The sequence below is a fragment of the Streptomyces sp. NPDC030183 genome, assembly GCF_055573455.1.
Genome location: NZ_JBVIBK010000022.1, coordinates 147758 through 174386, shown reverse-complemented (window position 1 = coordinate 174386; position 26629 = coordinate 147758). Strand labels below are relative to the sequence as shown.

Sequence of the window (26629 nt, the reverse complement as noted above, 5' to 3'; positions counted from 1 at the left end):
GGTGCCTCCTGTGTGTCCGATCCGTTCGGAGGGGGCCAGCAGTGAGGCGAAGGCGATTCGTGGCGGGGACCGTCGGCACACTCGGAGGGCTCGCGCTCGGCCCCGCCCCGTCACCGGCCGCGGCACCACCGCCCCGCGCCGAGGAACGGCGTGCCGTACCGCCGCCCCGCGCCGAGGGCTGGCAGGCTGTGCCGGCCCCCGGCAGCACTCCCGCCGCGCAGTTGCGCCGTATCGCCGTCGCCGGGCCCCGGCTGGCCTGGGCCGTGGGCGAGGAGAACCTCGCCGCCCAGGCACAGCAGCGAGGGTTGGCCATGCTGTGGAACGGGGCGGGCTGGACGAAGACCGACCTGTCCCCTCTCACGCACACCCGGCTGTGGGATGTCGCCGGGGTCTGCTCGGCCTCCGCCTGGTGCGTGGCCCAGCCGGCCGGGAACGGCAGCCCCCTGCTGCGCTGGGACGGGACCACCTGGCGCGAGGCCTCGTTCCCCGGCCGGGGCGAACCGGACGTCCGGCTCACGTCGGTGGCGGTCGGCCCCGATCGGCAGGTGTGGGTCTGCGGCACCCGGGGCGGCGCCCCGCGGCTGCTGCACGGGGACGGTCGGCGGTGGCGATGGCTGGACCCGCTGCCCGTCGGCAGTTCCCACGTGTACCGGGTCCTCGTGCGCGCGCCCGGCGAGGTCTGGGTGGGCGGCGACCGGTCGAGCGGCGGTGGCTGGTCCGGCCTCGTGGCCCGCTGGGACGGGGCATGGACGGTCCTCCCTCCGATCGCGGGCCTGCGCCTGGGCATCGCCGACGTCCACGCGGCCGCCCCGGACGACGTGTGGGCGGTGGGCACCGAGGCGGGTGTCGGCGGACCGCCGGGACGGTCGGGCAACCCCGTCCTGGCCCACTGGGACGGCGCCGCCTGGACCCGTCCCGAAGTGGGCTTCGCCCTCGGGTCGTTGAGCGGGATCGCGGGCGACGCGCGGGGCCGCGCCGCCTGGATCTCGGGCTGGAACTTCCAGGACCAGGGCCGTAGCACGTATCTGCGCCGGGACGGCGACGCCTGGACCGTGGTCCGGGGCTCGGCCGGTACGGCTCCGGGGCCGTACCTCAATGACGTGACGCCCGTCCCGGGCACCGCCGGTTTCTTCTCGGTCGGCATGACGAGCCCCAGCCCCTACCCGCCGACCGAGGCATACACCGAACGCCTGGAGGCCTGAGCCGGACCGCCCGGACCGCCCGGGGCTCCTGGGGCTCCCGGGGCTTCCGGGGAGGCAGGCGGGCTCCGCGGACTGCCGCCCGACGGCTCGGCACGCCGCCGGCTGTTGGATGCGCGGGGGGTTCTCCAGCCCACCGCACGGTCTTCCCGGGGTGTCCGAGCAGGATTTCAGCCCCGCCGCGCCCGTCGAACCGACACCGGCGGCCGGTTTCCGTGGTGTCACTTCTTCGTGACGGCTTCCGGAGAACAGGCCATCCGGCAGTGGCTGAAAGCCTCAGCCTGCGGTGTTTCCGCGCCGGGGGCTGCGCAGGGCCTTTTCGGGGTACAGCCGCGCGAACAGCGGAGTGGATTCGAAGGGGTACTCGACGCAGGTCTCCCCCACGAAGCACTGGGTGGCGTGCCGGCGCATCCGGGGGCCGTAGGTCCCGTGGTCGATCAGGTCCGTGTAGGTCTGCCGTTTGCCCAGGTCCAGCAGCCCCGCCGTGTCGGCCAGGTAGACGTCGAAGCCCGGGTACATGAGTCCCAGGTACGGCATGTCGTCCAGGTCGAGGGCGAACACCGGGTACTCGCCCTCCTCGTCCGGCTCGGTGACGGCCAGGACGCGGCGGGAGTCCGAGCCGCCGGGGAGGAGGAAGCACTCGGGAAAGTGCCCGGTCAGCCAGGAGAACTCCGTGCCCCAGAAGTCACCCATCTCGTCCGCGACGACCTGGTCCAGCGGCCGTGGCACGAACCCTCCGTCCGGGGCGAACCACTGGTGGCGCTCAAGCAGGGTGATGTCGTACGCCAACCACGCGCGCAGGCTGGGCGGCAGCGGGCGACCGGACGGGAACACGAAGTCAGCGAGTACGTCCTCGGGCATCGGCCGGGGGACGCCGTCCTCCACCCAGGGCACGTTCACGTGCGGCAGCAGGTACGGCAGCGCGGCGGCCGTCGGATCACGCCGCACCACCTCGATGACCTGCTCGGTCAACGGCACTCCGTGCAACACTCCTGCCGAACCCCGGCTGACCGACGGACTCCCGTCCCTACGACAGCACCCCAACACCCGGAACAGTGGAACCCGGCGCCACCCCGAGCCCGACACCCGGGTCCTGGGCATGCACAACCTCAGCCCGCGGCACGAAAACGGTCCACCGACTCCGTCGGCGGACCGTCACGAAACCTCGAGGTTAGGATGATCGCCTTCGGCCAGTGGGAGCCGTGAGGTCACAGGGGGAAACGCCGATCATGTCTGACGGGCGACCGGGACCGGGCGAGGCAGAACCAACCCGCAGCGTTCCTGGCGCCGCCGAGTCCTCGGTGTCGACCGGCGCCAGACACCGCCGGCGGTGGGTCGCCGGGGCCGGGGCGGCTGTTCTCGCGCTCGTCGCCGGGGCTGCCATGGTCGTCGACCGACACACCGACGACGCCCGTCCACAGCCCGGCCCCGCTCCGCTGAGGACCTCCGCGTCGGAGAGCGTGGCCTCGCCGAGTGACGGGCCGCCATATGTCGCGGTTCCGCAGTTCACTTCCCATGCCGCGCGCGACACCGCGTTTGTCGGTGACGTCGCATCGTTCTCGACCTGGCCCAGCGGCACCGTGTCCTACGGCGTCATGTCGTCCATGCCTGGCGGCAGCGACGTATCCGACTTCCGTACGGCCGTCATCAAAGACGCGAAAGCCGTCTGCACGGCGCTCACCAACGGCACGGACATGAATGACGTGCCCGACGCCGTGGGACTTCCCCTGACCGACCCGGTCGACCAGGCCGGGTTCATCGTGGAGGCAACCACGTTCTACTGCCCTGCCCAGATGGCAGCGGTGACCGACGGTGTCTACAGCGAACCGGTGCCGACCAAACAGGAAGAAGACTGTCCGTCAGCCCACGCCCTGGAGGTGACAGCCTCAGTCGGGGAACAGTCGGGCGACGACCTGATTCACACGGCCTCGTACAGCGTCGAGGTCCACAACACCTCGTCGTACGCCGTCCGCGCTCAACTGCAACAGCGCTGGTTCGCCGACGGATACCCGGACGAGGACGAGTGGGGAACCTTCGGCGACGTGACGGCAGACCCGGTCGTCACCATAGAGGCGGGAGACACCTTTGCCTACGAGGGCGAGCAGAGCGGGATCTACCGCTGGGAGCGTACCGAGGTACGTGTCCAGCCCGGGCAGTTCGTGTACTTCGGGTGCGGATACCAGCCCGGCCCAGGTGCTGCTGGAACGGACGGCTGAGCGCTCCCACGCACCTAAGCCTTGGACCTTGAGGACGGACAACTGGTCTTCCGCGGGGAGAACCGGTGGCCCGCGCAGTGGAGCGTGCGCCCGGACGATGTCGGCTGGCGGGATTCGCTAGGCCCTGTCGTCGCGGGGTAGGTGGGAATTCGACGACAGGGCCTAGGGGGCGCGTGCACCCGCCGTGGATGTCGGTGGGCACGGCTACCGTCCTGATCACGGCCGGTGATCTTCATTTTTGGGCCGCCCGGCGCCAGATCCTGGCGGTGGACGCGGCCCGCTTCGGGGACCGCGGACTGTCCGACCGTATCGCCGCCATCGACATACCGGACGTGCCCGCTGTGCGGTGGCGGGTGGACCGGGCCAGCGGGTCTCAGGTGCTCTTTCGTGAAGACGCTTCCGTCTGACAGAAGCCGCCTTGCGCGGCAACCACGCCCGTCAGGACCCTGAGTCCAACCACGGCACGCGGGGCGAGGGCGCCCCGCCGACAGGGACGGGAACCCCATGCCTCACATGACCGCCTTCGCCAGGAACCAGTGGTACGTGGCCGCCTACGCCCATGAGGTCGGGCGGGAGTTGCTCGGCCGGACGATCCTCGGTGAGTCGCTCGTCTTCTACCGGACGGAGGAGGAGGGCACGCCCGTCGCGCTGCACGACCGGTGCGTGCACCGGCGGTACCCGCTGTCCGAGGCCCCGACCCGGCTCGACGGCGACCGGATCGTGTGCGGTTACCACGGCTTCACGTACGACACGACGGGCACCTGTGTGTACGTGCCGGGGCAGAAGCGCGTTCCGCGGACCGCGCGGCTCGCCTCGTACCCGGTGGTCGAGCAGGACTCCCTGATCTGGGTGTGGATAGGCGACCCGGCGCTCGCCGACCCGCAGACGATCCCCCGGGCGAAGCACCTGGACTCCCCCGGCTGGGTCACCGTGCGCGGCATGGAACCGATCGACGCCGACTACGGGCTGCTCGTCGACAACCTGCTCGACCTGTCGCACGAGACGTATCTGCACGGCGGCTACATCGGCACCCCGGAGGTCGCCGAGACACCGATCACCACCGAGGTCGACGAGGGCGCCGGCATCGTCCGGGTGAGCCGGCACATGGACGACGCCGAGTGCCCGCCGTTCTACGCCAGGTCCACCGGCATCTCCGGCCGCATCACCCGCTGGCAGGACATCGAGTACTTCGCCCCCTGCCTGTACCTGCTGCACAGCCGGGTCGCCCCGGTCGGTGTGGTCCCCGAGGCGGACGGCAGCGACCCGAACGGCTTCCACACCGAGGTCACGTACGCCATCACCCCCTCGACCGACGGCAAGGTGTACGACTTCTGGATGGTCTCGCGTGACTGGGCGACCGACGATGACGAGGTCACCGAGTTCCTGCGGACCAACAACCACACCGTCGTGATGCAGGACGTCGACGCGCTCAACCTGCTGCAGAAGACGCTCGGTACCGAGCGCACGGGCTACCAGGAGCTGAGCATCAACATCGACACCGGTGGTCTGGCCGCCCGCCGTATCCTCGCCCGGCTGGTCGAGGAGGGCGCGAAGCCGGTGGAGAAGGTCCAGTGAGCGCCTCCTCCGCCACTCCGTTCCGGACCGGTGAGATCTACCGCGTCGACTGGCTGCCCGGCACCGACGTGCTGCACGGCACCTGTCACTGCGGACGCGAGCACACCTCGCAGGACCCGATCGAGATGTGGGAGTGGATGCTCGCCCACCCCCAAGGACACGAGCCGCACGCACACGAGCCGCACGGACACGAGCCCCAGGGAAGCAGCTCATGATCTCGACATCGCCCTCGTCGTCACCCGCGTCGTCCTACGGGGCCGAACTCGTCGTCGAGAAAAGGGAGTTGGCCGCCGACGGCGTCCTCGTCCTCACCCTGCGCCACCCGCTCGGCGAGGAACTCCCCTCATGGGAGCCGGGAGCGCACATCGATGTGCTGCTCGGGCCCGAGCTGGAGCGGCAGTACTCGCTGTGCGGTGACCCGGCGGACCGGTACACCTGGCGGATCGGGGTCCTCCGGGAGCCGGACGGACGTGGTGGATCGGCGTACGTGCACACGGAGTTGAGCCAGGGAGACAAGGTACGGGTGCGCGGGCCGCGCAACAACTTCGCCCTGGAGCCCGCGCCCCGCTACCGCTTCGTGGCCGGAGGCATCGGCATCACGCCGATCCTGCCCATGCTGGCCGCCGCCGAGGCCGCGGGAGCCGAGTGGTCGCTGCTGTACGGCGGGCGCAGCCGCCGATCGATGGCGTTCCAGGACGAGTTGGCCGCGTACGGGGGCAAGGTGACCGTCGCCCCGCAGGACGAGACGGGACTTCTCGACCTCGGCCCGGTGCTCGACGAACTGCCCGAGGAGACCCTCGTCTACTGCTGCGGCCCCGGCCCGCTGCTCGACGCGGTCGAGGAGCGGTGCCCGGGGCGGGCGCTGCGGGTGGAACGGTTCCAGCCGAAGGAGCAGGAGACCGGCCCTGACAGCGAGTTCGAGGTCGTGCTGGAGCGGTCGGGCAGGACGGTGACCGTGCCGGTCGGGGTATCGGTCCTCGACACCGTGCGGGCCGCCGGGGTCGAGGTGCTGTACTCGTGCACGGAGGGCACCTGCGGGACGTGCGAGACGGATGTCCTGGACGGCACCCCCGACCACCGTGACTCGGTGCTGAGCGACGAGGAGCGCGAGGCCGGGGAGACCATGCTCATCTGCGTGTCCCGGTGCCGGGGCCCCCGACTGGTGCTCGACCTGTAGCACCATCGCCACCGCCACCGGCCGCGCCGGCGACCCCGACCGGGGCTCCGGCGCGGCCCGCGGCCCTGCCCGCCGCGCACAGGTCGGCCTCGATGCGGGCGACCGCGGCCAGCAGGTGCGGGAGCGGGTCGCGGCGTACGCGACCGTCAACGGCCATGCAGAGCAAGGGCATTGACCCGCCAACCAGCCGCGTTCTACCTTCCCGCTGAGCACTTCTGTGCGGTCTGCGCACGGTCCGTCGAAGAGCGGTCCCGTCAGGGGGAGTCATGCGTCGTCTGCTCATCGGTCTCGCGGCCGGAGTCTTATGTGTCTCCGCGGCGGCCTGCGGTTCGTCCGACTCGTCCGGGGACGGGGACGGCGACGCGAGGTCCGGCGGCACCACCACCGTCAAGATCGGCGTCATTCCCATCATCGACGTGGCCCCGATCTACCTGGGCCAGAAGAAGGGCTTCTACAGCGAACGCGGCCTGAAGCTGGAGCCGACCCTCGCGCAGGGCGGCGCGGCGATCCTGCCTGGCGTGGTCGCCGGGCAGGTCGACTTCGGGTTCAGCAACATGACCTCGCTGCTGGTCGCGCGGTCCAAGAACATGCCGGTCGAGGCCGTGGCCAACGGGGTGGCCTCCACGGGGAAGCAGGGCGCCGACTTCGCGGGGATCGCCGTGAAGAAGGGCAGCCCGCTGAAGTCAGCGAAGGACCTGGCGGGCCGGAAGGTCGCGGTCAACACCCTCGGCAACATCTGCGACACCTCCGTCAACGAGTCGGTACGCAAGGACGGCGGCGACCCCTCGAAGGTGGAGTACGTCGAGTTGCCCTTCGACCAGATGCCGGCCGCGCTCGCCGGCGGCCACGTGGACGCGGCCTGTGCCGTGGAGCCGGCCCTCGCCACCATCAAGTCGCAGGGCGGCACGGTCCTCGCCTCGAACTTCGTCGACGTGTCGCCGGACCTCACGGTGGCCATGTACTTCACCTCGCGGGAGTACGCCCGCGAGAACCCGGAGGTGGTGAAGAAGTTCCAGGAGGCGACGGCGGAGTCGCTCGCTTACGCCGACAGGCATCCGGACGAGGTCCGCGAGATCATCACGACGTACACGAAGATCCCGGACAGTCTGCTGAGCACGGTCGTCCTGCCCCGCTGGCCCGCCGAACCGAACCGCGCCTCCATCGAGCGGCTCGCCGGACTGGGGCAGCGGGACGGCCTGTTCGAGAAGGCCCCGGACCTGGACGAGCTGCTGCCGTGAGAGGTGCGGACACCGTCCTCGGCGCGGCCGGGTTCGCGGGATTCCTCGCGCTGTGGGAGGCCGTCCCACGGCTCGGAGTCGTCGGGGACGCGTACTTCCCGCCGGTCAGCCGGGTCGCCGGCGCGCTGGCGGGCGAACTGTCGGACGGCACGTTCTGGACCGCGCTCGGCGACACGCTCACCGGCTGGGCGGTGGGCCTGCTGATCGCGGTGACCGCCGGGGTCCTGGCGGGCGTGGTCATCGCGATCGTGCCGTGGCTGCGCGAGGCGACGGCCTCCACGATCGAGTTCCTGCGCCCCATCCCGTCGGTCGCCCTGATCCCGCTGGCGGTCCTGCTGTACGGCACGGAACTGCGGTCGGTGCTGCTGCTGGTGGTCTACGCGTCCTTCTGGCAGGTCCTGATCCAGACCCTGTACGGCGTCCAGGACGTCGACCCGGTCGCTGAGGAGACGGCCCGCTGCTACGGGCTCGGCACCTGGGCGCGGGTCCGGCACGTGCTGTGGCCCACGGCCCTGCCGTATGTGATGACGGGGGTCCGGCTGGCCGCCGCCGTGGCCCTGATCCTGGCCGTGACGGCCGAACTCGTCATCGGAGCGCCGGGGTTGGGGCAGCGCATCGCGGTCGCGCAGACCTCGCAGGCGGTGCCGGAGATGTACGCGCTGGTGGTGGTCACCGGGGTGCTGGGGCTGTTGATCAATGTGGGCGCGCGAGCGGTGGAACGGCGCGCGCTGTCCTGGCACCAGTCGGTGCGCGGGGAGGTGACGGTGTGAGGGCCGTGCTGCTGCGGGCGGCGTTCGCCCTCACCCTGCCGCTGGTGCTGGTCGCCGTGTGGTGGCTGGCGTCGGACGACAGCGTCGACCCCTACTGGCCGCCGCTGCGCACGATCCTCACCGCCTTCCCCGACGTGTGGACCGCCGAGCGGCTGCGCGAGGACGTCCTGCCGAGTCTGCTGCGGCTGGCGGCCGGTTACGCCGGTGCGGCCGTGGCCGGGATCGCGCTCGGTACCGTCATCGGCACGCACCGGCGGGTGCGGGCGGTGTGCGAGCCGGTGCTGGAGTTCCTGCGGGCGGTGCCGCCGCCCGTCCTGGTGCCGGTCGTCATGCTGTTCGCGGGCATCGGCGACACGATGAGGATCCTGGTGATCGCCTGCGGCTGCGTGTGGCCGGTCCTGCTCAACACGGTCGAGGGGGTACGGGCGGTGGACCCGGTCCTGTCCGAGACGGCCCGGTCGTACGGCGTCACGGGGGTCGCGCGGCTGCGGACCGTCGTCCTGCCCTCCGCGGGCCCGCAGATCTTCGCGGGGCTGCGCCAGGCCCTGTCGATCGGCATCATCCTGATGGTCATCAGCGAGATGACCGCGGCCGGCAACGGCCTCGGCCACACCATCGTGCGGTTCCAGCGCGGGTTCGCGATCCCCGACATGTGGACCGGCATCCTCGTCCTCGGTGTTCTCGGCTTCCTGCTGTCCGTCGCCTTCCGCCTGGTCGAACGGCGGGTCCTCGGCTGGTACCACGGCCTGCGCGCGTCCGACCGGAGGCCGTCGTGACAGGCGGCGGGGAGCGGCGGGACGTGCGGCCCCTCCTGGAGGTGTCGGGCCTGAGGAAGGTCTACGAGGGTTCCGGGCGGCGCGTGGAGGCGGTGCGGGACCTCACCTTCACCGTCGACCGGGGTGAACTGGTCTGCCTGGTAGGGCCGTCGGGCTGCGGCAAGACCACGTTGCTGAAGTGCGTGGCGGGGCTGCTGGCCGCGACCTCCGGTGAGGTGCGGCTGGAGGGGCGGCCGGTGAGCGGCCCGCGACCGGGCATGGCGGTGGTCTTCCAGGAGTACGGGCGCAGTCTCTTCCCCTGGATGAGGGTCCGCGACAACGTCGAACTCCCCCTGAGGCAGAAGAAGCAGAAGAAACTGGCCGGGGACCGGCGCCGTGAGCTGGTCGACGACGCCCTCGCGTCGGTCGGCCTCGGCGACGCGGCGGGCGCGTACCCCTGGCAGCTGTCCGGCGGTATGCAGCAGCGCGTGGCCATCGCCCGCGCTCTCGCCTACGAGCCGGACGTCCTGCTCATGGACGAGCCGTTCGCCGCGGTCGACGCGCAGACACGGGCCGATCTGGAGGACCTGGTCCGGGGGTTGTGGCGGGAGCGGGGCATCACGGTCCTGTTCGTCACCCATGACATCGACGAGGCCGTCTACCTGGGCGAACGGGTCCTGGTCCTGTCCGCCTCCCCGACCGTCGTCCAACGGCAGTTCTCCGTCGACCTGCCCGCGGACCGCGACCAGCTCCACACCCGCGCCGCCCCGCGCTTCGCCGAACTGCGCACACAGGTGTACGAGCAGATCCAGACGGCCAAGCGGGGCGCCCCGGCGGACGCGGCCCGGCCGGAGGTCGTGCCGGACGTCGTGCCGGAGAAGGGTTGACCCCGGTGCCGTCGGCGACCTGAACGCCGGCGGCACCGGAGGGGGTGCGGCTCACCGGCCCGGTGAGGGCACCACGCTGAGATGGCCCGCGGAGGCCCGCCGGGAGCGTCGCTGCCGGCGCGGGGAGTCGGGCTGCCGACTGGTCTCGCGCAGGACGAGGGTCATCCGGGTGTAGCCCAGGTCGCGGAGGGTGTCCGGGGTCTCGTCGACCACGCGGCAGTGGGTGGCGCCCCAGCGGGGGTCCGGGTGGACGAGCGGGCGGACGGCGCCGTCGTGCCGTACGGCGGCGGGGCCGACCGTGCGCAGCCAGTGCGGCAGGCCGTGCCGGTAGGCGGCGTCCATGATGGGGTCCTGGGCGATGTCCCGGCGGATCGACTGCAGGCCCCGGTCCTGGGCGTGCCGCTCCACGGCGGCGGCGAAGTGGGCGAGCATCGGCAGGCACCAACTGGACTCGTGGTCCCCGAGGACCGCGGCGGCGTCCGGGTGGAAGAGCACGAAGCGGAGGAAGTTGTCGTCCGGCATGGCCGTCGGGTGCGGTCCCACTCCGGTGAAGACCGCCCGGAACGCGGCGTTCGCCAGGACGACGTCCCAGCGGTGGTCGAGCACGACCGACGGGAAGAGGACCGAGTCCAGCATCACGGCGTAGTCCTGGAGATACGCCTGTGCTTCCTGGGCTTCGAGAGTGTCGGGGACGGGCCGCGGCACCGACCGCTGCCCTCCTGCCTGATATGCCATCGGGAGGTCACCCCTCTTGCCTATGCGGCCTTCACGCGGCGCCTTGATCCTCCTGCCCCCGGCGGAGCCATGTCAACTATCGTGGCATTTGGCGTCGGTTGACGGCTGAATCTCGCCACAGTTGTGGCGAGACCTGGATGTGAGTTCGACGAAGCGGCTAGTCTCCCCGCAGTTCACGGTGTACTTGCCGGGACCAGGGTCTCGCGCCAGGCTTGGATCCACGGATTCCGCAGTACCGCGAAATTGGCCTGAGAGAGACGTAGGAGATCTGTCGGTGACGGATGGCTTCGAGGTTCCGGACGCCACGGCGACGGTTCTGCTGCCGGCCGTCGTGGCCCGCGTCACCGCGTTGGCGGACAAGCTGGACGTGGCGCACGCGGAGGTCTTCGACCCCCGGCGGCTCTCGGTGGCGTCCGGTGTCCCCGAGGCGGTGGTGAAGGCCCTGCTGAGCGGGCAGCGCGCCGGTGAGCCCGACATCCAGGCCCGCTTCCTGCAACGTCTGGACCTGCTGCGGCGCACCCGGCTCAAGCCCAACGGCCGCAAGTACACCCAGCAGGAGATCGCCGACGGCGCGGGGATGTCGCGCCAGCAGGCCGGTGCCCTGATCAACGGCGACCGGCGGCCCACGATGGAACACTGCGACGCCATCCAGCGCTTCTTCCGGGTCCACGCGGGCTTCCTCACCGCCGAGGACCCGGAGGCCCTGGCGAGCGCGCTGATGCGCACCGAGCAGGAGCTCCTCCAGCAGCTCGCCGACCGTGAGCGGGCGGCGGCCGAGGCCGCCGACGACCCGCTGCAGCGGCTGCTGCAGAACCACGGTGTGCGCTCCATCGCCTGGCGGGCGGCCCAGCTGCCCACCGACCAGCACCGCGACAAGGTGGCGGAGTGGCTGGACATGCTGCTGGAGAGCGTCAAGCGGCCCGAGTCCTGACCGGGGGAAGATCTGTGGGCATCGGAAAGGAAATGCGCCGTCTGTGCGGCGAGTTGGTCGGTGAGCTGACGCTCCCGGCGCCGGCGGACCCCGCCGACCTCTACAGCGCCCTGTGCGACGCCATGAGCAGACGCCGCGGCCGTCCCGTGCACTACCGTACGGCCGTCTTCCCGCCGGGCACGGCCAGCGGCCTCTGGCTGGACATGGCCGACCAGGACCTCGTCGTCATCGAGGAACGCACCGCCCCCGACCACCAGTTGGTGATTCTCGGCCATGAGCTGTGGCACATGCAGGCCGGGCACTGCGGCCACCCCGTGGAGGGTGCGGAGGGCGCCGCGGTCGCCGCGCGCTTATCGAACGTGGACGCCGACCTCCAGGCGACGGTCCTGAAGGTGGCCGCGCGCACCCGTTTCGACCAGACCGACGAGCAGGAGGCGGAGAGCTTCGGTCTGCTGCTCGCCAGCAAGTGCCGTACGTGGCTGGCCGGTTCCGCGCTGCGCGGGCCCGTGCGGCGTGATCACCTGGCCGGCCGGATCGGGGCCTCGCTGGGCTACCGCGGCCCGCAGGGCTGAGGCAGCCGCCGACACCATGGACGGGCACAGCTACTACGTACCGGCCGCCGCGATGGCGGTCGCCCTCGCCCTGAAGATGCCCGCGCTGCTGCGGAACTGGGGCGACCCCCTGATCAGGTCCGTGTGCGCCCTGATGACCCTGGCGACCCTGGTCTTCTTCTTCGCCGCGCCCCCGACGATCACCGAGGTCAACCGCCTGACCGGCATCACCAACCTGTCGGCCGCCCTGGTGTACGTCCTGCTGAGCGCGTTCAGCGGCTCCTGTCTGGTGCTGATCACCAACTGGCGGGGCGGCCCGCCCGAGGTCACCCGTCGGCTGTCACGCCGCTGGATCGCCGGCTACGCCGCGGTGTGCGCGGCGATCGTGGTGCTGTTCGTGCTCGGGAACGCCCCGCTGGAGCGGGTCCGGGACTTCGACACGTACTACGCCAACACACCGTTCCTGCGCGAGATGATCGTGCTGTATCTCGTCGGACTCACCGTCGCGGGCGTCGCCATGCACGTCATGTGCTGGCGCTGGGCGCTCCAGGTGAGCGGCTGGCTGCGCGCCGGCCTGCTGATCATCACGTTCGGCTACCTCGTCAACGTCTCCTTCGCGGCGGCCAAGCTGGTCGCCGTCGCCGCCCGCTGGCAGGGCGACGACCTGGACGGCCTGAGCACCTATCTCGCCCCCGCGCTGGCGTCGATCGGCGCCCAGGTCAGCGCGGTCGGCTTCTGTCTGCCGCTCGCCGGGCAGCGCATCGGCGACGCCTGGACCACCTGGTCCACGTACCGCAGGCTCGGCCCGTTGTGGCGGGAGCTGCGGCCGGTGTGGGCCCAGGCCGGCCACGAGGTGCGGATCTCCTGGTGGGCGCCCGCGCAGCTGCAGATGACGCAGCGGGAGTCCGACATCCACGACGGCATGCTCAGCCTCTACCCGTACTTCGACTCCGAGGTGCGCGCGAGGGCCTACGAGGCGGCCGTCGCGGCGGGCTCGGAGCCCGTGCAGGCGCGGGCCGAGGCCGACGCGGCGATGCTGACGGCGGCGGTGCGGGCCCGGCAGGACGACCCGGAGGGCCGGGTCATCAGCTCGGCGGTCGCCGACACGCCCACGCTGCCCGCCGAGAACCCCCGTGACCTGGTGCGGATGTCCATCGCCCTGCGTCAGTCCCCCGTCGTAGCGGCCGCCCGCGAATGGGCCGCCGCGACCAGGTCAGGAAGCGACTTCCATGAGCGAACCCGTTAGCGGTCCACACGAGTCGGCGGTCTTCGCCGGACGGCGTGCCGTCGTCGTCGGCGCGGGCGTGGCCGGCCTGCTGGCCGCCGCCGCGCTGCGCGACCACGCCGAGGTCACCCTCGTCGAGCGTGACGCGCTGCCCGAGGGCCCCGAGGCCCGCAAGGGCGTCCCGCAGGCCCGGCACGCCCATCTGCTGTGGTCCGGCGGGGCCCGCGCGATGGAGGAGCTGCTGCCCGGGGTGACGGAGGCGTGGGTGGCCGCCGGGGCCCGGCGCATCCCGCTGCCGACGGGGCTGGTATCGCTGTCGGCGCAGGGCTGGATCCGGCGCTGGCCCGAGATGGAGTTCATGATCGCGTGCAGCCGGGATCTGCTGGAGTCGGTGGTCCGTGCCCGGCTGCTGGCCGGTCCCCGGGTGACCGTGCTGGAGCGCACCGAGATCCTGGGCCTGGCGGGCGACGCGTCCCGGGTGACCGGTGTACGGGTGCGGATGGCCGACGGCGAGGAGCGGGTGCTGCCCGCCGACCTGGTGGTGGACGCCGCCGGGCGGGGCTCGCGGGGCACGGCCTGGCTCGACGCGCTGGGGGTGCCGCCCGCGCCGATGGAGGAGGTCGACTCCGGGCTGGTGTACGCCAGCCGGCTCTTCCGGGCGCCCGAGGGCACCGAGGACTACCCGGTGGTGAACGTCCAGCCGAACGCGGCGGACCCGGTGCCGGCGCGGAGCGCGACGCTGGTGCCCGTCGAGGGCGGACGCTGGCTGGTGACCCTGTCGGGCACCCGCGGCGGTCAACCGACCGCGAAGGCGGAGGAGTTCGAGGAGTTCGCGCGCGGCGTCAGACATCCTGTCGTGGGCGAGCTGATATCCCGCGCCGAGCCGCTGACCGAGGTGGTGGTCACCCGCAGCACGATCAACAGGCGCCGCTTCTTCGAGAAGGTGTCCCGCTGGCCGGACGGGTTCGTGGCGATCGGCGACGCGGTGGCGACGTACAACCCGATCTACGGGCACGGGATGTCGGTCGCCGCGCAGGGCGCCCTCGGGCTGCGGGAGAAGGTCGCCGAGCACGGGATCACCGCGCCGGGGCTGGCGCGCCGGATCCAGCGGGCCGTCGCCGTACCGGTGGCGCTCGCCTGGGAGCTGGCCACCGCCACGGACATCCGCTATCCGGAGGCCATCGGCAAGCGTCCGAACGCCCTGCGCAGGCTCTTCGGGCTGTATGTGGACCGGCTGATGCGTACGGCGGTGGGGCGGCCCCTGGTCTTCCGGGCCTTCCTCGGCGTGATCACCCTCTCCGCCCCGGCTGCCGCCCTGGTCAGGCCGGAGGTCGTCCTCGCGGTGCTGCGGGGCCCGGTCAAGGACCCGCTGGCGGCGCCACCGCTGACGGACCGTGAGCGGGAGACCGTGCTGGGGGCGGCGCGGTAGGGCGGTCGTGCCGTCCGCCGGCCGGGCGAACCGGCCTGCGCCGGAACGGGATTGTCAGTGCCGGGCGGCAAGCTGGGGGCGTGTCACTCATCCAACGAGGGGAGAGCCGTCCGATGCCGACCGCCGTACTGACCGACCGCGAGCGGACCGCCGTCCAGGCATATCTGCGGCTGCTGGGGACCGTACGAGCCGCGTTCGACGGGCCGCCGGAGGGCAGGCGACCACCCGTGGTGCCGACCGCCGCGCTCGCCGAGGCGGAGCGGGCACTGGCCGAGGCCGGTCTCGCGGGCAACGAGGAGGAGTTCTTCCGGCTGCTGCGGAGCTGGTGCCCGCGGCTGTGACCCGCCCGCCGCACGGTCCGCCGGCGGGCCCGGCGGGCCGTGCGGCACCGGCTACGTGAGGGCGTACGCGAGGGCACTCACCGGTGTGCCTCGTTCTCCGGGAAGGGGACCGACACCGACGTCACCACCAGCCCCCGCCGGACGCACCAGCGTCCGTCGAAGGCGGTCAGGCGCCGGCCGTCCACCAGCGGTCCGGGGACGAGCAGTTCGGCGCGCAGACCGCCCGTGTGGCCGTCGGGGTCGACGGACACCTCGATGTCGGCCTCGGAGAAGTCCAGCCAGCGACCGGTGAGCGGGAACCACGCCTTGTAGACGGACTCCTTGGCGCTGAACAGCAGCCGGTCCCAGTGGACCGAGGGGTGGCCGGCGGTGAGTCGGCGCAGCCGGGCTTCCTCCGCGGGGAGCGCGATGGCCTCCAGGACGCCGTCGGGCAGGGCGCTGTGGGGTTCGGCGTCGATGCCGAGGGAGGCGAGGTCGGCGGCGCGGACCAGTGCGGCGGCCGCGTACCCGTCGCAGTGGGTCATGCTGCCGGTCAGACCCTCCGGCCAGCCGGGTGCGCCGCGCTCACCGGGCAGGATCGGCCGCGGCGGGACGCCGAGCTTCTCCATGGCCCGCCGGGCGCAGGCCCGTACGACGGCGAACTCACGGCGCCGTTTGGCGACGGCGCGGGCCACGATCGCCGCCTCCTCCGGGTACAGCTCGATCTCGTCGGCTCCCCCGGCCGTGTCATCGGCGTACGCCTCCACGGCCACGACCGACTCCGGGAGCAGCTCCTCGATCAACGGTTCCGACCTCCATCGGCAGAATCCGGCGCAGCCTTCCCGGGGGTTCCGGGCGCGGGCGCCACTCGCGGGGGTAACCCACGGACACCTCTTCGAAGCGGACCCCGTCCAGCCAGGTGGTCCGCGGGATGTGCAGATGGCCGTAGACCATGACCTCGACGCGGAAGCGCCGGTGCCAGTCGGCCGTCAGGTCGGTGCCGCACCACATGGCGAACTCGGGGTAGCGCAGGACGTTCGTCGGGTGCCGGTCGAGGGGGTAGTGGTTGACCAGCACCGTGGGCAGGTCGGCGGGGATCTCGGCGAGCCGGCGCTCGGTCTCGGCGACCCGGGCGCGGCACCAGGCGTCGCGGCTCGGATACGGGTCGGGGTGCAGGACGTGCTCGTCGGTGCAGACCACGCCGGTGCCGTGCGCGTACTCCAGGCCCTCGGCCTTCGTCGCGCAGCCCTGGGGCAGGAACGAGTAGTCGTAGAGCAGGAAGAGCGGCGCGACGACGAGGGGGCCGCCCGGGCCCTCCCAGACGGGGTACGGGTCCTCGGGGGTGACGACGCCCAACTCCCTGCAGAGCGCCACGAGATGCTCGTACCGCGCGACGCCGCGGTGGGGGATGGTCTCGCTGGGGTGGGTCCACAGTTCGTGGTTGCCCGGAGCCCACACCACCTTCGCGAAGCGTCCGGCGAGCGTCTCCAGGGCCCAGCGGATGTCGGCGACCTTCTCGGAGACGTCGCCGGCCACGAGGAGCCAGTCGTCGTCCGTCTCCGGGCGCATCCGTTCGACCAGTGCGCGGTTCTCGGGATAGCCGATGTGCAGATCGCTGATGGCCAGCAGGTTCCCGGGCCGGTCCACCGTCGACTCCACCCTCACTCCCTCCGCGACACCGAATGGCAACACGAGAACACAAGTGCGCACCGACGGACAAGAGTGACTGGCTGAGCGCTTGCCCGCGCTCCGGCGCGCCCGTGGCACGAGGATTAACACGCGCGTGACAGCAACAGGGGTCCCGGTGGCCTTATGATCTGCCCCAACACCACCGTCACGCCCGTCGTTCGCGTCGGCGGTTCGGCGTACCTCCATCCCCCCTGGCCGGGCACGGCCTGCTCCGCCGTGCCCGCGAACCGTAGAAAGGCGGCCTGCATGGTCTCTCGCGTACGCGTCTGGCTCAACCGCACGTACGCGGAGAACGTCTTCTTCATGGATCAGCTGCGGCATAATCCGCACGCTCGTCCGGTGGAGATCCATGCCACGCACGGCGACGCCGACTCCCCCGTCCTGGCCGCCGCCGACACCGCCGACCTGGAGCCCGAGGGTCTCTCCCCCGCCGCGTACGTCGAGTACGCGCTCGACCAGTGCGCCAAGCGCGGGATCGACGTGTTCGTGCCGCGGCTGCACCAGGCGGCCATCGCGGCGCACCGCGAGGAGTTCACGGCCGTCGGTACGGCGCTGCTGGCGCCGCCCGCCGAGTCGATCGAGGTCTTCGAGGACAAGGTGACCGCGTACGAGGCGGTCCAGGCGTACGGGGTGCCCGTGCCGCCGTGGTTCCGGGTGACGGACGCCGAGGAACTCGTCGCGGCTGTCGAGGAGTTGGAGGCCCAGGGGCACAGGGCGTGCTTCAAGCCCGCGGCCGGGGCGGGCGGTGTGGGCTTCCGGGTGGTGACCCGCGCCCCCTTCTCGCTCGACCACCTCAGCGGGTTCCCCGGCCCGTACGTGTCGCTCGACATGGTGGTCGCCGCCCTGCGGGAGGCCGGTGAGCCCGTCGACTGGCTGGTGATGCCGCGCCTCGCACAGCCGGAGGTGTCCGTCGACTGCCTCACCGGTACCGACGGGCGGGTGCGGATGGCGGTGGGCCGCACGAAGAACGGACGGCGCCGGGGCTTCTCGCTCAACCCGGCGTGGATCGAGCCGGCCCGGCGGCTCGCCGAGTCGTTCGGCCTGCACTACCTCACCAACATCCAGTTCCGGATGCACGGGGACCGGCCGGTGCTGATGGATGTGAACACGCGTCCCGCGGGCGGGCTGCACCAGCTGGCGCTGTGCGGGATCAACGCGCCCTGGGCCGCGGTGCGGCTGGCGCTCGGCGAGGAGACCGGTGAGGTGCTGCCCACCCGCCTCGGACAGGACTACACCGTGGTGTCGGGGACCCGTCCGGTGCGTCCGGTGACACTGCCCCAGCAGGCCGACGACGCGGTGGCCGCGCAGGCGGCGGTGGGCCAGGGCGCGGGTGCTCCCGTGGGCCAGGGTGCGAGTGCGCCGGTGGTGGGCGCCGCGCCGGCCGCCGCGGACATCCCCAGGGCCGTCGAGGGGCCGGGGGCCGTGGGTCTGCCGGTGGTGGTCGAGGTGCCGGTGGGCGCGGTGGAGCCCGTGGAGACCCGGTCGCTCGCCGTGTCGCCCGCGGACGCTCCCCCGCGCGCCTCGTCGCCCACGGCCTGCACCTCGGCCGCCGACCGGCCCCTGGCCGTCTGAGGTTCCCACCGCTCCCCTACGACTACGACGGAGGAGGGCGGCTGTCCTGACCGACAGCCGCCCTCCTGCCGTGTCACGGCCCGGCACGCCGCCGGCCGGGGGCCGACGCTCTCGCCGTCTTCACTGTCCACCGTGACCGCCCGGGTCACGATACGGCGCCGGGGAGCAGGGCGGTCGTCCCCCGCCCCGGGAAACAACCCGGTCGCGGCGGGCGACGTGCCCGCCGCGACCGGGTGTGCGGCTGCTCAGGGGGTGCGGGGCGGCCCCGGGGGCGTCAGCGGTTTCCCACCCTGAGCCTCAGGGTCTGCACCTCGAACGGGCGCAGTGTCACGGGGACGCCGTCGCCGTCCGTGGCCGCCTCCGACAGGGGGCGCTCCAGCAGGTCGGTGAGGTGGGCACCGGCGAGCGGGAAACCGGTGCGCAGGACGCCCCGGGCGCGGCCGCCGCCGGACTCGTAGAGGCGGACCACCACGTCGCCGGAAACGTCGTCGGCGAGCTTGACCGCCTCGACCGTCACGCCCTCGCCCTCCACGGAGACCACCGGCTCGGGCGCGCCCGCCGCGTCGGCGACCCGCAGCGGCAGGTTGAGGGCGTAGCCCTCGGCGACCGCGTCTTCGATGGTCGCGCCGGGCAGCAGCGCGTACGTCAGGCGGTGCTTGCCCTGGTCGGCCTCGGGGTCGGGGATACGGGGGGCGCGGACCAGGCTGAGGCGGACCGTGGTGGTCGTACCGCCGTCCTCGCGGACCGTGCGGGAGACGTCGTGGCCGTACGTGGAGTCGTTGATCACCGCGACGCCGTAGCCGGGCTCGGCGACGTGCACCCAGCGGTGGCCGGAGACCTCGAAGCGGGCCGCCTCCCAGCTGGTGTTGGTGTGGGTGGGGCGCTGGATGTGGCCGAACTGGATCTCGGCGGAGGAGTGCGGTGCCCGCACGTCGATCGGGAAGCCGGCCTTGAGGAACTTCTCGGCCTCGTGCCAGTCGATGTCCGTCTCGAAGTCGATCCGGCGGCTGCCGGCCCGGACGGTGATCGTCTGAACGATGCGGGAGCCCTTGCCGAACGACCGCTCGACGCGGATGGCGCCCAGCAGCGGGTCGGACTCGACGACGGTGACGGACTCGGCGTCCAACAGGTCGGTGTAGCGGTTCCTGTAGTGCTTGTCGACGTCCCAGGCGTCCCAGTAGTTGGGGAGGTCGGTGTGCAGGCGGAGGAGGTTGCCCTTCTCGCCGAGGACCTCGCGGTCGGCGAGAAGGTCGCGGACCGAGGCCAGGGTGCCGTCCTCGGCGACCTCCACCCGGACCAGGCCGTTGTCGAGGACGAGGCCGTCGACGGTGACCGGGTGCGGGGGCTCGGCGGGGGTGAGCGGCGCGCTGCCGTTGGCCGGGACCGCCACGTACACCGGCGCGCCCTCGGGGGTGCGGATGACCTCGGCGCGGTCGCGGGGGCTGGTGTTGAACACGCGGGCGTCCCCGCCGCCGAGCGCGGTGACCGCCTGCGTCGTCAGCTCCTCCAGTTCCCTGGCGACCCGTGCGTACTCGGCCTCGGCCTCGCGGTGGACCCAGGCGATCGAGGAGCCGGGCAGGATGTCGTGGAACTGGTGGAGGAGGACCGTCTTCCACAGGCGGTCGAGCTTCTCGTAGGGGTAGGCGTAGCCGGGCGCGTGGAGCGCGGCCGTCGTGGCCCACAGCTCGGCCTCGCGGAGCTTGTGCTCGCTGCGGCGGTTGCCCTGCTTGGTGCGGGCCTGGGAGGTGTATGTCGCCCGGTGCAGCTCCAGGTACAGCTCGCCGTTCCAGACGGGGGCGTCCTCGTACTCGGCGCGGGCCTTGGCGAAGAACTCGTCGGGGTGCTCGACGACGACCTTCGGGGAGCCTTCGAGGTCGGCGAGGCGCCGGGCCCGCTCCATGATCTCGCGGGTGGGGCCGCCGCCGCCGTCGCCCCAGCCGAAGGGGGCGAGGGAGCGGGTGCCGGCGCCCTTCTCCTGGTAGTTGCGGACGGCGCGGTCCATCTCCTCGCCGCTGAAGCGGGCGTTGTAGGTGTCGATGGGCGGGAAGTGGGTGAAGATGCGGGTGCCGTCGATGCCCTCCCACCAGAAGGTGTGGTGGGGGAACCTGTTGGTCTGGTTCCAGGAGATCTTCTGGGTGAGGAACCACTCGTTGCCGGCGAGCTTGGCGAGCTGCGGGTAGGCGGCGTTGTAGCCGAAGGAGTCCGGTAGCCAGACGCCCTTGGTCTCGATGCCGAAGTTCTCGATGAAGAACCGCTTGCCGTGGACGAACTGGCGGGCGACGGCCTCGCCGCCGGGCAGATTGCCGTCGGCCTCGACCCACATGCCGCCGACGGGCGCCCACTGGCCCTTCTCGACGGCCTTCTTGATGCGCTCCCACACCTGCGGGTAGTTGTCGCGCACCCACTCGTACTGCTGGGCCTGGGAGCAGGCGAAGATGAAGTCCTCGTACTCGTCGGCCAGCGAGGTGACGTTGGAGAAGGTGCGGGACGTCTTGCGCTTGGTCTCGCGGATGGGCCACAGCCAGGCCGAGTCGATGTGGGCGTGGCCGACGCCGGAGAGGGTGTGGGCGCTGGCGTGGGCGGGCTTGGCGAGGACGGGGGCGAGGATCTCGCGGACGGCCGTGGCGCTGCCGGAGACGTCGTCCAGGTCGACGGCGTCCATGGCCCGGTCCAGGGCGTGCAGGATCTCGTGGCGGCGGGGCTCGTGCTCGCCGAGGTGGACCATGAGTTCGCGCAGCACCTGGAGGTCCAGGTCGAGGTGGAAGACCTCCTCGTCGAGGATGGCGAGGTCGGCGCGCCGGAAGGTGTAGAGCGGCTTGTCGCCGGCGGTGAGGATGTCGCCGAGCGGGGTGACCTTGGAGAAGTTGTCGGCGAGGATGTCCGGGTTGGAGGCCGCCTCGACGAGGTAGTCGATCACCTCGCCGCCGCGGACCGGGTTGCCGACGGCGACGTACTGGTTGAGCGGGTTGACCGCCTTCAGCGGGGTGCCGTCGGTGAGGTGGACGAGGGCCTCGGCCTGGTTGCCGGGCCAGTCGCCGACGAAGCCGAGGTCGATCACGGCCTCCACCCGGCGGCCGGCCCACTCGGCGGGCACCCGGCCGTGCATCCGGAACCAGGTCGTGCCCCAGGGCGGCCCCCAGGGGGTGTCCATCGCGAAGGGGGTGTACGGGGCGGCTGCGGCCTCCTCGAAGGGGACGGGCTCCCCCGGCGCCTGCCAGGCCTCCACCGTGAAGGGGACGGAGGCCGCGTAGATCGCGGGCTTGATGCGCTGGGTGTGGACGCGCTCTACGCGTTCCTCGATCCGGCGGCGTTCGTCATGCATGAAAGGTCTCCAGGAAGAGGGCGGAGCAGGGGGGGGAGGGCGGGCGGTCGAGGAGTCGGTTCGAGGAGTCGGGAAGGACGGGGCCGTGGGACGACAGGAGGACGGAAAGCGCTTTCCCGCGCCTGTCGCGGAGGAGCCTACTTCAGGTAGTCCAGGCCAGGGTGCACCGCCGTGTAGCCCTCCACCAGGCGTCGTGCGACGTTGACCGAGTCGACCAAGGGGTGCAGGGCGAATGCCTTCACCGCGGTGGTGCGGGAGCCCGACTCGGCGGCGGCCAGGACCTCGCGCTCCACGGCCTTGACCGCGCAGACCAGGCCGGTGGCGTGGCCGGGCAGCGGGTCGACGGCGACCGGGTGGGCGCCGTTGGCGTCGACCAGGCAGGGCACCTCGATGACGGCCTCGGTGTCCAGGGCGGAGAGGGTGGCCCGGTTGCGGACGTTGAGGATGAGGGTGGTGCGCTCGTCGCGGGCGATGGCCCGCATCAGGGCGAGGGCGACCTTCTCGTAGCCGCCGGAGAGGTCGTCGGCGTCGCGTTCGCCGGCGCCCGCCGTCTCGCGGTTCTCCGCCATGTAGGTGGCCTCGCGCTCGGCGCGGGTGCGGTCCCATGCCTTCAGGGCGTGGGCGTCGGGGCGGCGCATCTCCTCGTAGAACTGGGCCTGCTGGTCCTTGAGGAAGGCGCCGCGGGTCTTCTCGGCGGCCTGGTAGGCGCGGACCGCCTCGCGGTTGAAGTAGTAGTAGTGCAGGTATTCGTTGGGGATGGCGCCCAGGGACCGCAGCCAGTCGACGCCGAAGAGCTTGCCCTCCTCGAAGGAGCCGAGCAGATCGCGGTCGGCGAGCAGGCGCGGGAGTTCGTCGCGGCCGGCGACGCGCAGGCCGCGGACCCAGCCGAGGTGGTTGAGGCCGACGTAGTCGATCCACGCCTCGCGGGGGTCGGCCCCGAGGACCCGGGCGATACGGCGGCCGAGGCCGACGGGTGAGTCGCAGATGCCGATGACGCGGTCGCCGAGGTGGCGGGACATGGCCTCGGTGACCAGGCCGGCCGGGTTGGTGAAGTTGATGACCCAGGCGTCGGGGGCGAGCCGGGCCACACGCCGGGCGATGTCGACGGCGACGGGGACGGTGCGCAGCCCGTAGGCGATGCCGCCGGCGCCCACGGTCTCCTGGCCGAGGACGCCTTCGGCGAGGGCCACCTGTTCGTCGTGGGCCCGGCCCTCCAGGCCGCCGACGCGGATCGCGGAGAAGATGAAGTCGGCGCCGGTGAGAGCCTCGTCGAGGTCGGTGGTGGCGGTCACCTCGGGGGCGTCGGGGATGTCGGCGGCCTGCTCGGCGAGGACGCGGGTGACGGCGGAGAGCCGCTCGGCGTCCAGATCGTGCAGGACGACATGGGTGACCCGGCCCTCGGCGCGGTCCCCGAGGAGCGCCCCGTACACGAGGGGCACCCGGAATCCTCCGCCGCCCAGAATCGTCAGCTTCACGCAACTACCACCTTTGCCGATCGTGCATGTGTGCGGGCAGGCGCGGGGTCCGCCGTGCGGCCGTGGGACCGGCCGTCGAGGAGGGCCCGCGCCGTGGCGCGTTGGGGGTGCCGGCCGCCCGGACACGTGTCGGCCCGCCGCGCCCCGGTGCCGCCGTGGACGCGGTGGCGGACGCGGGCCGGGCCGTCGTCGCGCACCGCGCCGGCGCCCCGGTGGAGCATGCCGCCGCACGCCGGGATCATGCCCGCGGCGGTGCGGTTCGTGCCCGGTGCGCGGTTCATGTCGTCACGACCTCGACCCCGGCCTCCTCCAATGAGGAGCAGGTCGTATGGTCCACGGGCGCGTTGGTGACCACCACGTCGAGTTCCCGGGGGCCGCAGACCCGCGCCATCCCCGTGCCGGGGAACTTCGCGGAGTCCGCGAGCAGGACCACCTTGTCGCTCGCCCTGATCATGGCGCGCTTGACCGGGACCTCGACGACGGTGGTGTCCATGACCTGGCCGCCGGGCCGCACCCCGCTGGTGCCGAGGAACAGCCAGTCGGCGTGCAGCTGCCGGAGGTTGTCCTCGGTGAGGAAGCCGACGAGGGAGCGGTACTCGCGGCGGACCATGCCGCCGAGCAGCACCAGTTCGATGCCCTCGTCGTCGGCGAGTTCCTCGTAGACCACCAGGTTGCTGGTGATCACGGTGAGCCTGCGGCCGTGCAGCTGCCGGGCCAGGCGGTAGGCGGTGGTCCCGATGTCGAGCAGCACGGACTGGCCGTCGCGGACCATGGAGGCGGCCTGCGCCGCTATCGCGTCCTTCTCGGCCACCCGGACCTCGGCGACCTCGGCGAAGGGCTGGTCGCCCTCGTCCACGACCGCCCCGCCGTGCACCCGGGTGAGCAGCCCTTCCTCCTCCAGCTTGACGAGGTCTCGCCGGATGGTGGCCGGGCTCACACCGAGCTGTTCGGACAGATCGGTCACGGCAGCGGGGCCGCCTGATCGCAGGGCCCGCAGGATGAGTTGGTGTCGTCTCTCTGCCAGCACGCGCTGAACAGTACTCGTCATCCTCAAGCATTTCCATGCTCACTTCTGCTCGGGTATTGACCAATCTCTCGGATCAGCGCACGATTCCCGGCATCGAATTTGAAGAGTTCTGACGAGAGGTGCACGCGTGGACGACGACCGGCCCGATGTGCTGCTGACCGGGCTGCTCTTCTACGACCTCGTGCTCACGGGGCTGGGAAGGCCGCCGACCCCCGGCGAGGAGATCTGGACCGACGGCATGGGCTGCGGGCCCGGCGGGATCGCCAACCTGGCGGTGGCCGCCGCCCGTTTCGGCCTGCGGACCTCCCTGGCCACGGTCTTCGGTGACGACTACTACGGCGGGTACTGCCGTGAGGTCCTCGCCGGGCAGGAGGGCGTGGACCTCTCGCTCTCGCGCACCGCGGACGGCTGGCACACCCCCGTCACCGTCTCCCTGGCCCAGGGCCACGACCGGGCCCTCGTCACGCACGGCCAGGAGCCGCCGTACTCGCAGGACACGCTGATGGGCGACCCTCCCGAGGCGCGGACCGCGCTCGTGCACATCGAGGCCGAGCCGCGCGAATGGCTCGCCAAGGCGGCCGCGAACGGCACGCACATCTACGCGGACGTCGGCTGGGACCCCACCCAGGAGTGGTCGCGTGAACTCCTCGGCCAACTCGCCCTGTGCCACGCCTTCCTCCCCAACGAGACCGAGGCGATGGCCTACACCCGTACCGACAGCGCGGTGGCCGCGCTCGGCACGCTCTCCGAGCTGGTGCCGGTCGCGGTCGTCACCCGCGGCGCAGCCGGCGCGATCGGCGTCGACCAGACGACCGGCGAGTACGCCGAGGCCCCCGCCCTCGACGTGGACGTCCTCGACACGACCGGCGCCGGGGACGTGTTCGGCGCGAGTTTCGTCGCGGCGTCCCTCGGCGGCTGGCCGCTGGAGGAACGGCTGCGGTTCGCCGTCCTGGCCGCCGGCCTGTCGGTACGGCACCACGGCGGGGCGCTCGCCGCCCCCGGCTGGTACGGCGTCGAGCGCTGGTGGCGCTCGCTGACCGACCCCGGTCTGAAGAAGACCTACGGCTTCCTCGCGGACCGCATCCCGGCGGACACCGGTCCCCCGGTGCGCCACGCTCCGGTCACCCCGCCCGCACCACTGACCTGAACCCCCCGGAAGAACCGCGCAAACAGCCCCTCAGCACCACGAACAGGAACAAACAGGAGTGTCCCGTGGACCTTTCTCGTAGAGGCTTCCTCCAGGCCGCCGTCTTCACCGCGGCAGCCTCCGGACTGACCGTCGCCTGTGGCGGCGGCTCGGAGTCCGGCGGCACCAGGAACGGCAAGAACCTGACCATGTGGTACTGGGGCGGCGCCCTCAGCGACAAGGTGGTCGCCGAGGCCAAGACGCACTTCAAGGGCCGGATCAAGCTGACCAGCGCCTCCATCGGCGGTGACTTCAAGCAGAAGCTGACCACCACCCTCGCGGCGGGCGGCTCCTCCGTCCCCGACATCACCGGCATCAAGGGCGAGGACATCGCCTCGTTCCTGCCCAACGCCGACCGGTTCCTCGACCTGAACGAGCTGGGCTTCAAGAAGATCTCCTCCCAGTACCTGGAGTGGAAGACCAAGCTCGCCCAGACCAAGGACGGCAAGCAGATCGGCTTCCCGATCGACATCGGACCCACTGCGCTCTTCTACCGCGCGGACCAGTTCGACAAGGCCGGGCTGCCCAGCGAGCCGGACAAGGTCGCCGCCGAGGCCAAGACCTGGGACGACTACTTCGCGCTCGGCACCGAGCTGAGGAAGGCGCTGCCCGGCACCTTCCTGGTCAACAACATGGGCTCTGTGTTCAGCATCGCGGTCGGCCAGGGCACCAAGCGGTTCATCGACGAGGACAACCACTTCATCGGCGACCAGGAGCACATCCGTGCCGCCTGGGACACCGCGATCCGGGCCTACCGGCTCGGCCTCGACGCGAAGATCAACGACCAGAGCTGGAACTCCGCCGTCGGCAAGAGCCTGACCACCGAACTCGGCGCGGCCTGGCATGCGTTGGACATCGAGTCCGCGGCCCCCGCCACCAAGGGCAAGTGGCGGGTCTGCGCGACCCCGGGCGGGCCGGCCAACCAGGGCGGCTCCTATCTGACCCTGCCCAAGCAGTGCCGCAACCCCGAGGAAGCCTTCAAGATCATCAGTTGGATCCTCAGCCCGGAGAACAACGCCAAGAGCTTCGCCGACGCCACGATCTTCCCCGCCTCCCCCGCCACGTACGCCATGCCGGCCATGACCGGCCCCGACGCCTTCTTCGGCGGACAGAAGATCATCGAGGTGTTCGGTCCCGCCGCCGAGGCCATACCGGTGAGCTACGAGGCCCCCGCCGACTCCGCGGTCATGGCGCCCTTCATGGCCGAGCTGACCAGCATCGAGGCCAAGGGCAAGAAGCCCGACGACGCCTGGAAGGACGCGGTCTCCCAGGCCAAGCAGATCGCCAGGCGCCAGGGGGTGAACTGAGGTGTCGTCACCTCCGGTCACCGGCCCCGCCGCGGTGCGCGAG

Annotated in this window: 25 protein-coding genes; 18 read left to right on the top strand and 7 right to left on the bottom strand. The window is 71.9% G+C overall.

Going from position 1 to position 26629, the window contains the following annotated elements:
- Window positions 1–41 precede the first annotated feature (41 nt).
- Entirely contained in the window at window positions 42–1202 is a 1161-nt protein-coding gene (locus ACZ4Z2_RS26160) for a hypothetical protein (protein ID WP_468079153.1), read from the top strand.
- Window positions 1203–1475: 273 nt separating this feature from the next.
- Here the strand turns inward: ACZ4Z2_RS26160 and ACZ4Z2_RS26155 are convergent, their stop codons facing one another.
- Window positions 1476–2177, bottom strand: coding sequence for a hypothetical protein (locus ACZ4Z2_RS26155; RefSeq protein ID WP_468079151.1), 702 nt, complete (start codon window positions 2175–2177; stop codon window positions 1476–1478).
- 251 nt (window positions 2178–2428) lie between these two features.
- Between ACZ4Z2_RS26155 and ACZ4Z2_RS26150 the strand changes: the two genes are divergently transcribed.
- The 9 genes from ACZ4Z2_RS26150 (at window position 2429) to ACZ4Z2_RS26110 (ending at window position 9817) form a co-directional block, all read left to right on the top strand.
- Window positions 2429–3415, top strand: a complete 987-nt coding sequence (locus ACZ4Z2_RS26150; RefSeq protein WP_468079150.1) for a DUF732 domain-containing protein — start codon at window positions 2429–2431, stop codon at window positions 3413–3415.
- A 188-nt stretch (window positions 3416–3603) separates the two neighbouring features.
- Window positions 3604–3822 carry a hypothetical protein gene (locus tag ACZ4Z2_RS26145; RefSeq protein ID WP_468079148.1) on the top strand — a complete coding sequence of 73 codons (219 nt, stop codon included), beginning with the start codon at window positions 3604–3606 and terminating at the stop codon, window positions 3820–3822.
- Between the two features lie 97 nt (window positions 3823–3919).
- Window positions 3920–4990: a Rieske 2Fe-2S domain-containing protein gene (locus tag ACZ4Z2_RS26140; RefSeq protein ID WP_468079146.1), complete on the top strand. Its 1071-nt coding sequence runs from the start codon at window positions 3920–3922 to the stop codon at window positions 4988–4990.
- Window positions 4987–5205: a hypothetical protein gene (locus ACZ4Z2_RS26135; protein ID WP_468079145.1), complete on the top strand. Its 219-nt coding sequence runs from the start codon at window positions 4987–4989 to the stop codon at window positions 5203–5205. Before ACZ4Z2_RS26140 ends, ACZ4Z2_RS26135 begins: the two co-directional genes overlap by 4 nt.
- Window positions 5202–6167 carry a PDR/VanB family oxidoreductase gene (locus tag ACZ4Z2_RS26130; RefSeq protein WP_468079143.1) on the top strand — a complete coding sequence of 322 codons (966 nt, stop codon included), beginning with the start codon at window positions 5202–5204 and terminating at the stop codon, window positions 6165–6167. Before ACZ4Z2_RS26135 ends, ACZ4Z2_RS26130 begins: the two co-directional genes overlap by 4 nt.
- A 266-nt stretch (window positions 6168–6433) precedes the next feature.
- Complete coding sequence (locus ACZ4Z2_RS26125; protein ID WP_468079142.1) at window positions 6434–7405, top strand: ABC transporter substrate-binding protein; 972 nt, start codon at window positions 6434–6436, stop codon at window positions 7403–7405.
- Entirely contained in the window at window positions 7402–8175 is a 774-nt protein-coding gene (locus ACZ4Z2_RS26120; protein ID WP_468079140.1) for an ABC transporter permease, read from the top strand. Before ACZ4Z2_RS26125 ends, ACZ4Z2_RS26120 begins: the two co-directional genes overlap by 4 nt.
- Entirely contained in the window at window positions 8172–8951 is a 780-nt protein-coding gene (locus tag ACZ4Z2_RS26115; protein WP_468079138.1) for an ABC transporter permease, read from the top strand. The genes ACZ4Z2_RS26120 and ACZ4Z2_RS26115 overlap by 4 nt, the downstream gene beginning before the upstream one ends.
- Window positions 8952–8974: 23 nt before the next feature.
- Window positions 8975–9817 (top strand): ABC transporter ATP-binding protein, encoded by an 843-nt coding sequence (locus tag ACZ4Z2_RS26110; RefSeq protein WP_468079168.1) that lies wholly within the window; start codon window positions 8975–8977, stop codon window positions 9815–9817.
- 51 nt (window positions 9818–9868) lie between these two features.
- On the opposite strand, the gene ACZ4Z2_RS26105 is transcribed toward ACZ4Z2_RS26110, so the two are convergent.
- Complete coding sequence (locus ACZ4Z2_RS26105; RefSeq protein WP_468079136.1) at window positions 9869–10552, bottom strand: MmyB family transcriptional regulator; 684 nt, start codon at window positions 10550–10552, stop codon at window positions 9869–9871.
- A gap of 274 nt (window positions 10553–10826) precedes the next feature.
- Between ACZ4Z2_RS26105 and ACZ4Z2_RS26100 the strand changes: the two genes are divergently transcribed.
- The 5 genes from ACZ4Z2_RS26100 (at window position 10827) to ACZ4Z2_RS26080 (ending at window position 15029) form a co-directional block, all read left to right on the top strand.
- Window positions 10827–11483: a helix-turn-helix domain-containing protein gene (locus ACZ4Z2_RS26100; RefSeq protein ID WP_468079134.1), complete on the top strand. Its 657-nt coding sequence runs from the start codon at window positions 10827–10829 to the stop codon at window positions 11481–11483.
- 32 nt (window positions 11484–11515) lie between these two features.
- Window positions 11516–12055, top strand: coding sequence for a toxin-antitoxin system, toxin component (locus tag ACZ4Z2_RS26095; protein WP_468079132.1), 540 nt, complete (start codon window positions 11516–11518; stop codon window positions 12053–12055).
- 16 nt (window positions 12056–12071) lie between these two features.
- Window positions 12072–13280: an MAB_1171c family putative transporter gene (locus tag ACZ4Z2_RS26090; protein WP_468079131.1), complete on the top strand. Its 1209-nt coding sequence runs from the start codon at window positions 12072–12074 to the stop codon at window positions 13278–13280.
- Window positions 13264–14688 (top strand): FAD-dependent oxidoreductase, encoded by a 1425-nt coding sequence (locus ACZ4Z2_RS26085; RefSeq protein ID WP_468079129.1) that lies wholly within the window; start codon window positions 13264–13266, stop codon window positions 14686–14688. Before ACZ4Z2_RS26090 ends, ACZ4Z2_RS26085 begins: the two co-directional genes overlap by 17 nt.
- A 113-nt stretch (window positions 14689–14801) precedes the next feature.
- On the top strand, window positions 14802–15029 hold the full coding sequence (locus tag ACZ4Z2_RS26080; protein ID WP_468079127.1) for a hypothetical protein: 228 nt from the start codon (window positions 14802–14804) through the stop codon (window positions 15027–15029).
- Between the two features lie 77 nt (window positions 15030–15106).
- Here the strand turns inward: ACZ4Z2_RS26080 and ACZ4Z2_RS26075 are convergent, their stop codons facing one another.
- Both ACZ4Z2_RS26075 and ACZ4Z2_RS26070 read right to left on the bottom strand, forming a co-directional pair.
- Complete coding sequence (locus ACZ4Z2_RS26075) at window positions 15107–15811, bottom strand: 4'-phosphopantetheinyl transferase family protein (RefSeq protein ID WP_468079125.1); 705 nt, start codon at window positions 15809–15811, stop codon at window positions 15107–15109.
- A complete protein-coding gene (locus ACZ4Z2_RS26070; RefSeq protein WP_468079123.1) occupies window positions 15756–16667 on the bottom strand; it encodes a metallophosphoesterase family protein in 912 nt (303 codons plus the stop codon). Before ACZ4Z2_RS26070 ends, ACZ4Z2_RS26075 begins: the two co-directional genes overlap by 56 nt.
- A gap of 276 nt (window positions 16668–16943) precedes the next feature.
- On the opposite strand from ACZ4Z2_RS26070, the gene ACZ4Z2_RS26065 reads away from it, so the two are divergent.
- On the top strand, window positions 16944–18269 hold the full coding sequence (locus ACZ4Z2_RS26065; protein WP_468079121.1) for an ATP-grasp domain-containing protein: 1326 nt from the start codon (window positions 16944–16946) through the stop codon (window positions 18267–18269).
- A 274-nt stretch (window positions 18270–18543) separates the two neighbouring features.
- Here ACZ4Z2_RS26065 and ACZ4Z2_RS26060 read toward each other — a convergent pair whose 3' ends face one another.
- The 3 genes from ACZ4Z2_RS26060 to ACZ4Z2_RS26050 all read right to left on the bottom strand — a co-directional run bounded on the left by ACZ4Z2_RS26060 (window position 18544) and on the right by ACZ4Z2_RS26050 (window position 24093).
- The gene (locus ACZ4Z2_RS26060) at window positions 18544–21591 is read right to left on the bottom strand and encodes an alpha-mannosidase (RefSeq protein WP_468079119.1); all 3048 of its coding nucleotides are present in this window, start codon (window positions 21589–21591) and stop codon (window positions 18544–18546) included.
- Window positions 21592–21728: 137 nt separating this feature from the next.
- Window positions 21729–23066: a 6-phospho-beta-glucosidase gene (locus tag ACZ4Z2_RS26055; RefSeq protein WP_468079118.1), complete on the bottom strand. Its 1338-nt coding sequence runs from the start codon at window positions 23064–23066 to the stop codon at window positions 21729–21731.
- Window positions 23067–23343: 277 nt separating this feature from the next.
- Entirely contained in the window at window positions 23344–24093 is a 750-nt protein-coding gene (locus ACZ4Z2_RS26050; protein WP_468079116.1) for a DeoR/GlpR family DNA-binding transcription regulator, read from the bottom strand.
- A 127-nt stretch (window positions 24094–24220) separates the two neighbouring features.
- On the opposite strand from ACZ4Z2_RS26050, the gene ACZ4Z2_RS26045 reads away from it, so the two are divergent.
- Both ACZ4Z2_RS26045 and ACZ4Z2_RS26040 read left to right on the top strand, forming a co-directional pair.
- Window positions 24221–25240: a carbohydrate kinase family protein gene (locus ACZ4Z2_RS26045; RefSeq protein ID WP_468079115.1), complete on the top strand. Its 1020-nt coding sequence runs from the start codon at window positions 24221–24223 to the stop codon at window positions 25238–25240.
- Window positions 25241–25305: 65 nt separating this feature from the next.
- On the top strand, window positions 25306–26586 hold the full coding sequence (locus ACZ4Z2_RS26040; RefSeq protein WP_468079114.1) for an ABC transporter substrate-binding protein: 1281 nt from the start codon (window positions 25306–25308) through the stop codon (window positions 26584–26586).
- The last annotated feature ends 43 nt before the right edge of the window (window positions 26587–26629 follow it).

What these genes read in the sequence shown, in the direction of transcription:
- ACZ4Z2_RS26145 (WP_468079148.1), top strand. Translation starts at nt 3,604, where the DNA reads ATGTCGGTGGGCACGGCTACCGTCCTGATCACGGCCGGTGATCTTCAT.
- ACZ4Z2_RS26095 (WP_468079132.1), top strand. Translation starts at nt 11,516, where the DNA reads ATGCGCCGTCTGTGCGGCGAGTTGGTCGGTGAGCTGACGCTCCCGGCG.
- ACZ4Z2_RS26140 (WP_468079146.1), top strand. Translation starts at nt 3,920, where the DNA reads ATGCCTCACATGACCGCCTTCGCCAGGAACCAGTGGTACGTGGCCGCC.
- ACZ4Z2_RS26090 (WP_468079131.1), top strand. Translation starts at nt 12,072, where the DNA reads ATGGACGGGCACAGCTACTACGTACCGGCCGCCGCGATGGCGGTCGCC.
- ACZ4Z2_RS26065 (WP_468079121.1), top strand. Translation starts at nt 16,944, where the DNA reads ATGGTCTCTCGCGTACGCGTCTGGCTCAACCGCACGTACGCGGAGAAC.
- ACZ4Z2_RS26105 (WP_468079136.1), bottom strand. Translation starts at nt 10,552, where the DNA reads ATGGCATATCAGGCAGGAGGGCAGCGGTCGGTGCCGCGGCCCGTCCCC.
- ACZ4Z2_RS26080 (WP_468079127.1), top strand. Translation starts at nt 14,802, where the DNA reads ATGCCGACCGCCGTACTGACCGACCGCGAGCGGACCGCCGTCCAGGCA.
- ACZ4Z2_RS26130 (WP_468079143.1), top strand. Translation starts at nt 5,202, where the DNA reads ATGATCTCGACATCGCCCTCGTCGTCACCCGCGTCGTCCTACGGGGCC.
- ACZ4Z2_RS26125 (WP_468079142.1), top strand. Translation starts at nt 6,434, where the DNA reads ATGCGTCGTCTGCTCATCGGTCTCGCGGCCGGAGTCTTATGTGTCTCC.
- ACZ4Z2_RS26060 (WP_468079119.1), bottom strand. Translation starts at nt 21,591, where the DNA reads ATGCATGACGAACGCCGCCGGATCGAGGAACGCGTAGAGCGCGTCCAC.
- ACZ4Z2_RS26150 (WP_468079150.1), top strand. Translation starts at nt 2,429, where the DNA reads ATGTCTGACGGGCGACCGGGACCGGGCGAGGCAGAACCAACCCGCAGC.
- ACZ4Z2_RS26085 (WP_468079129.1), top strand. Translation starts at nt 13,264, where the DNA reads ATGAGCGAACCCGTTAGCGGTCCACACGAGTCGGCGGTCTTCGCCGGA.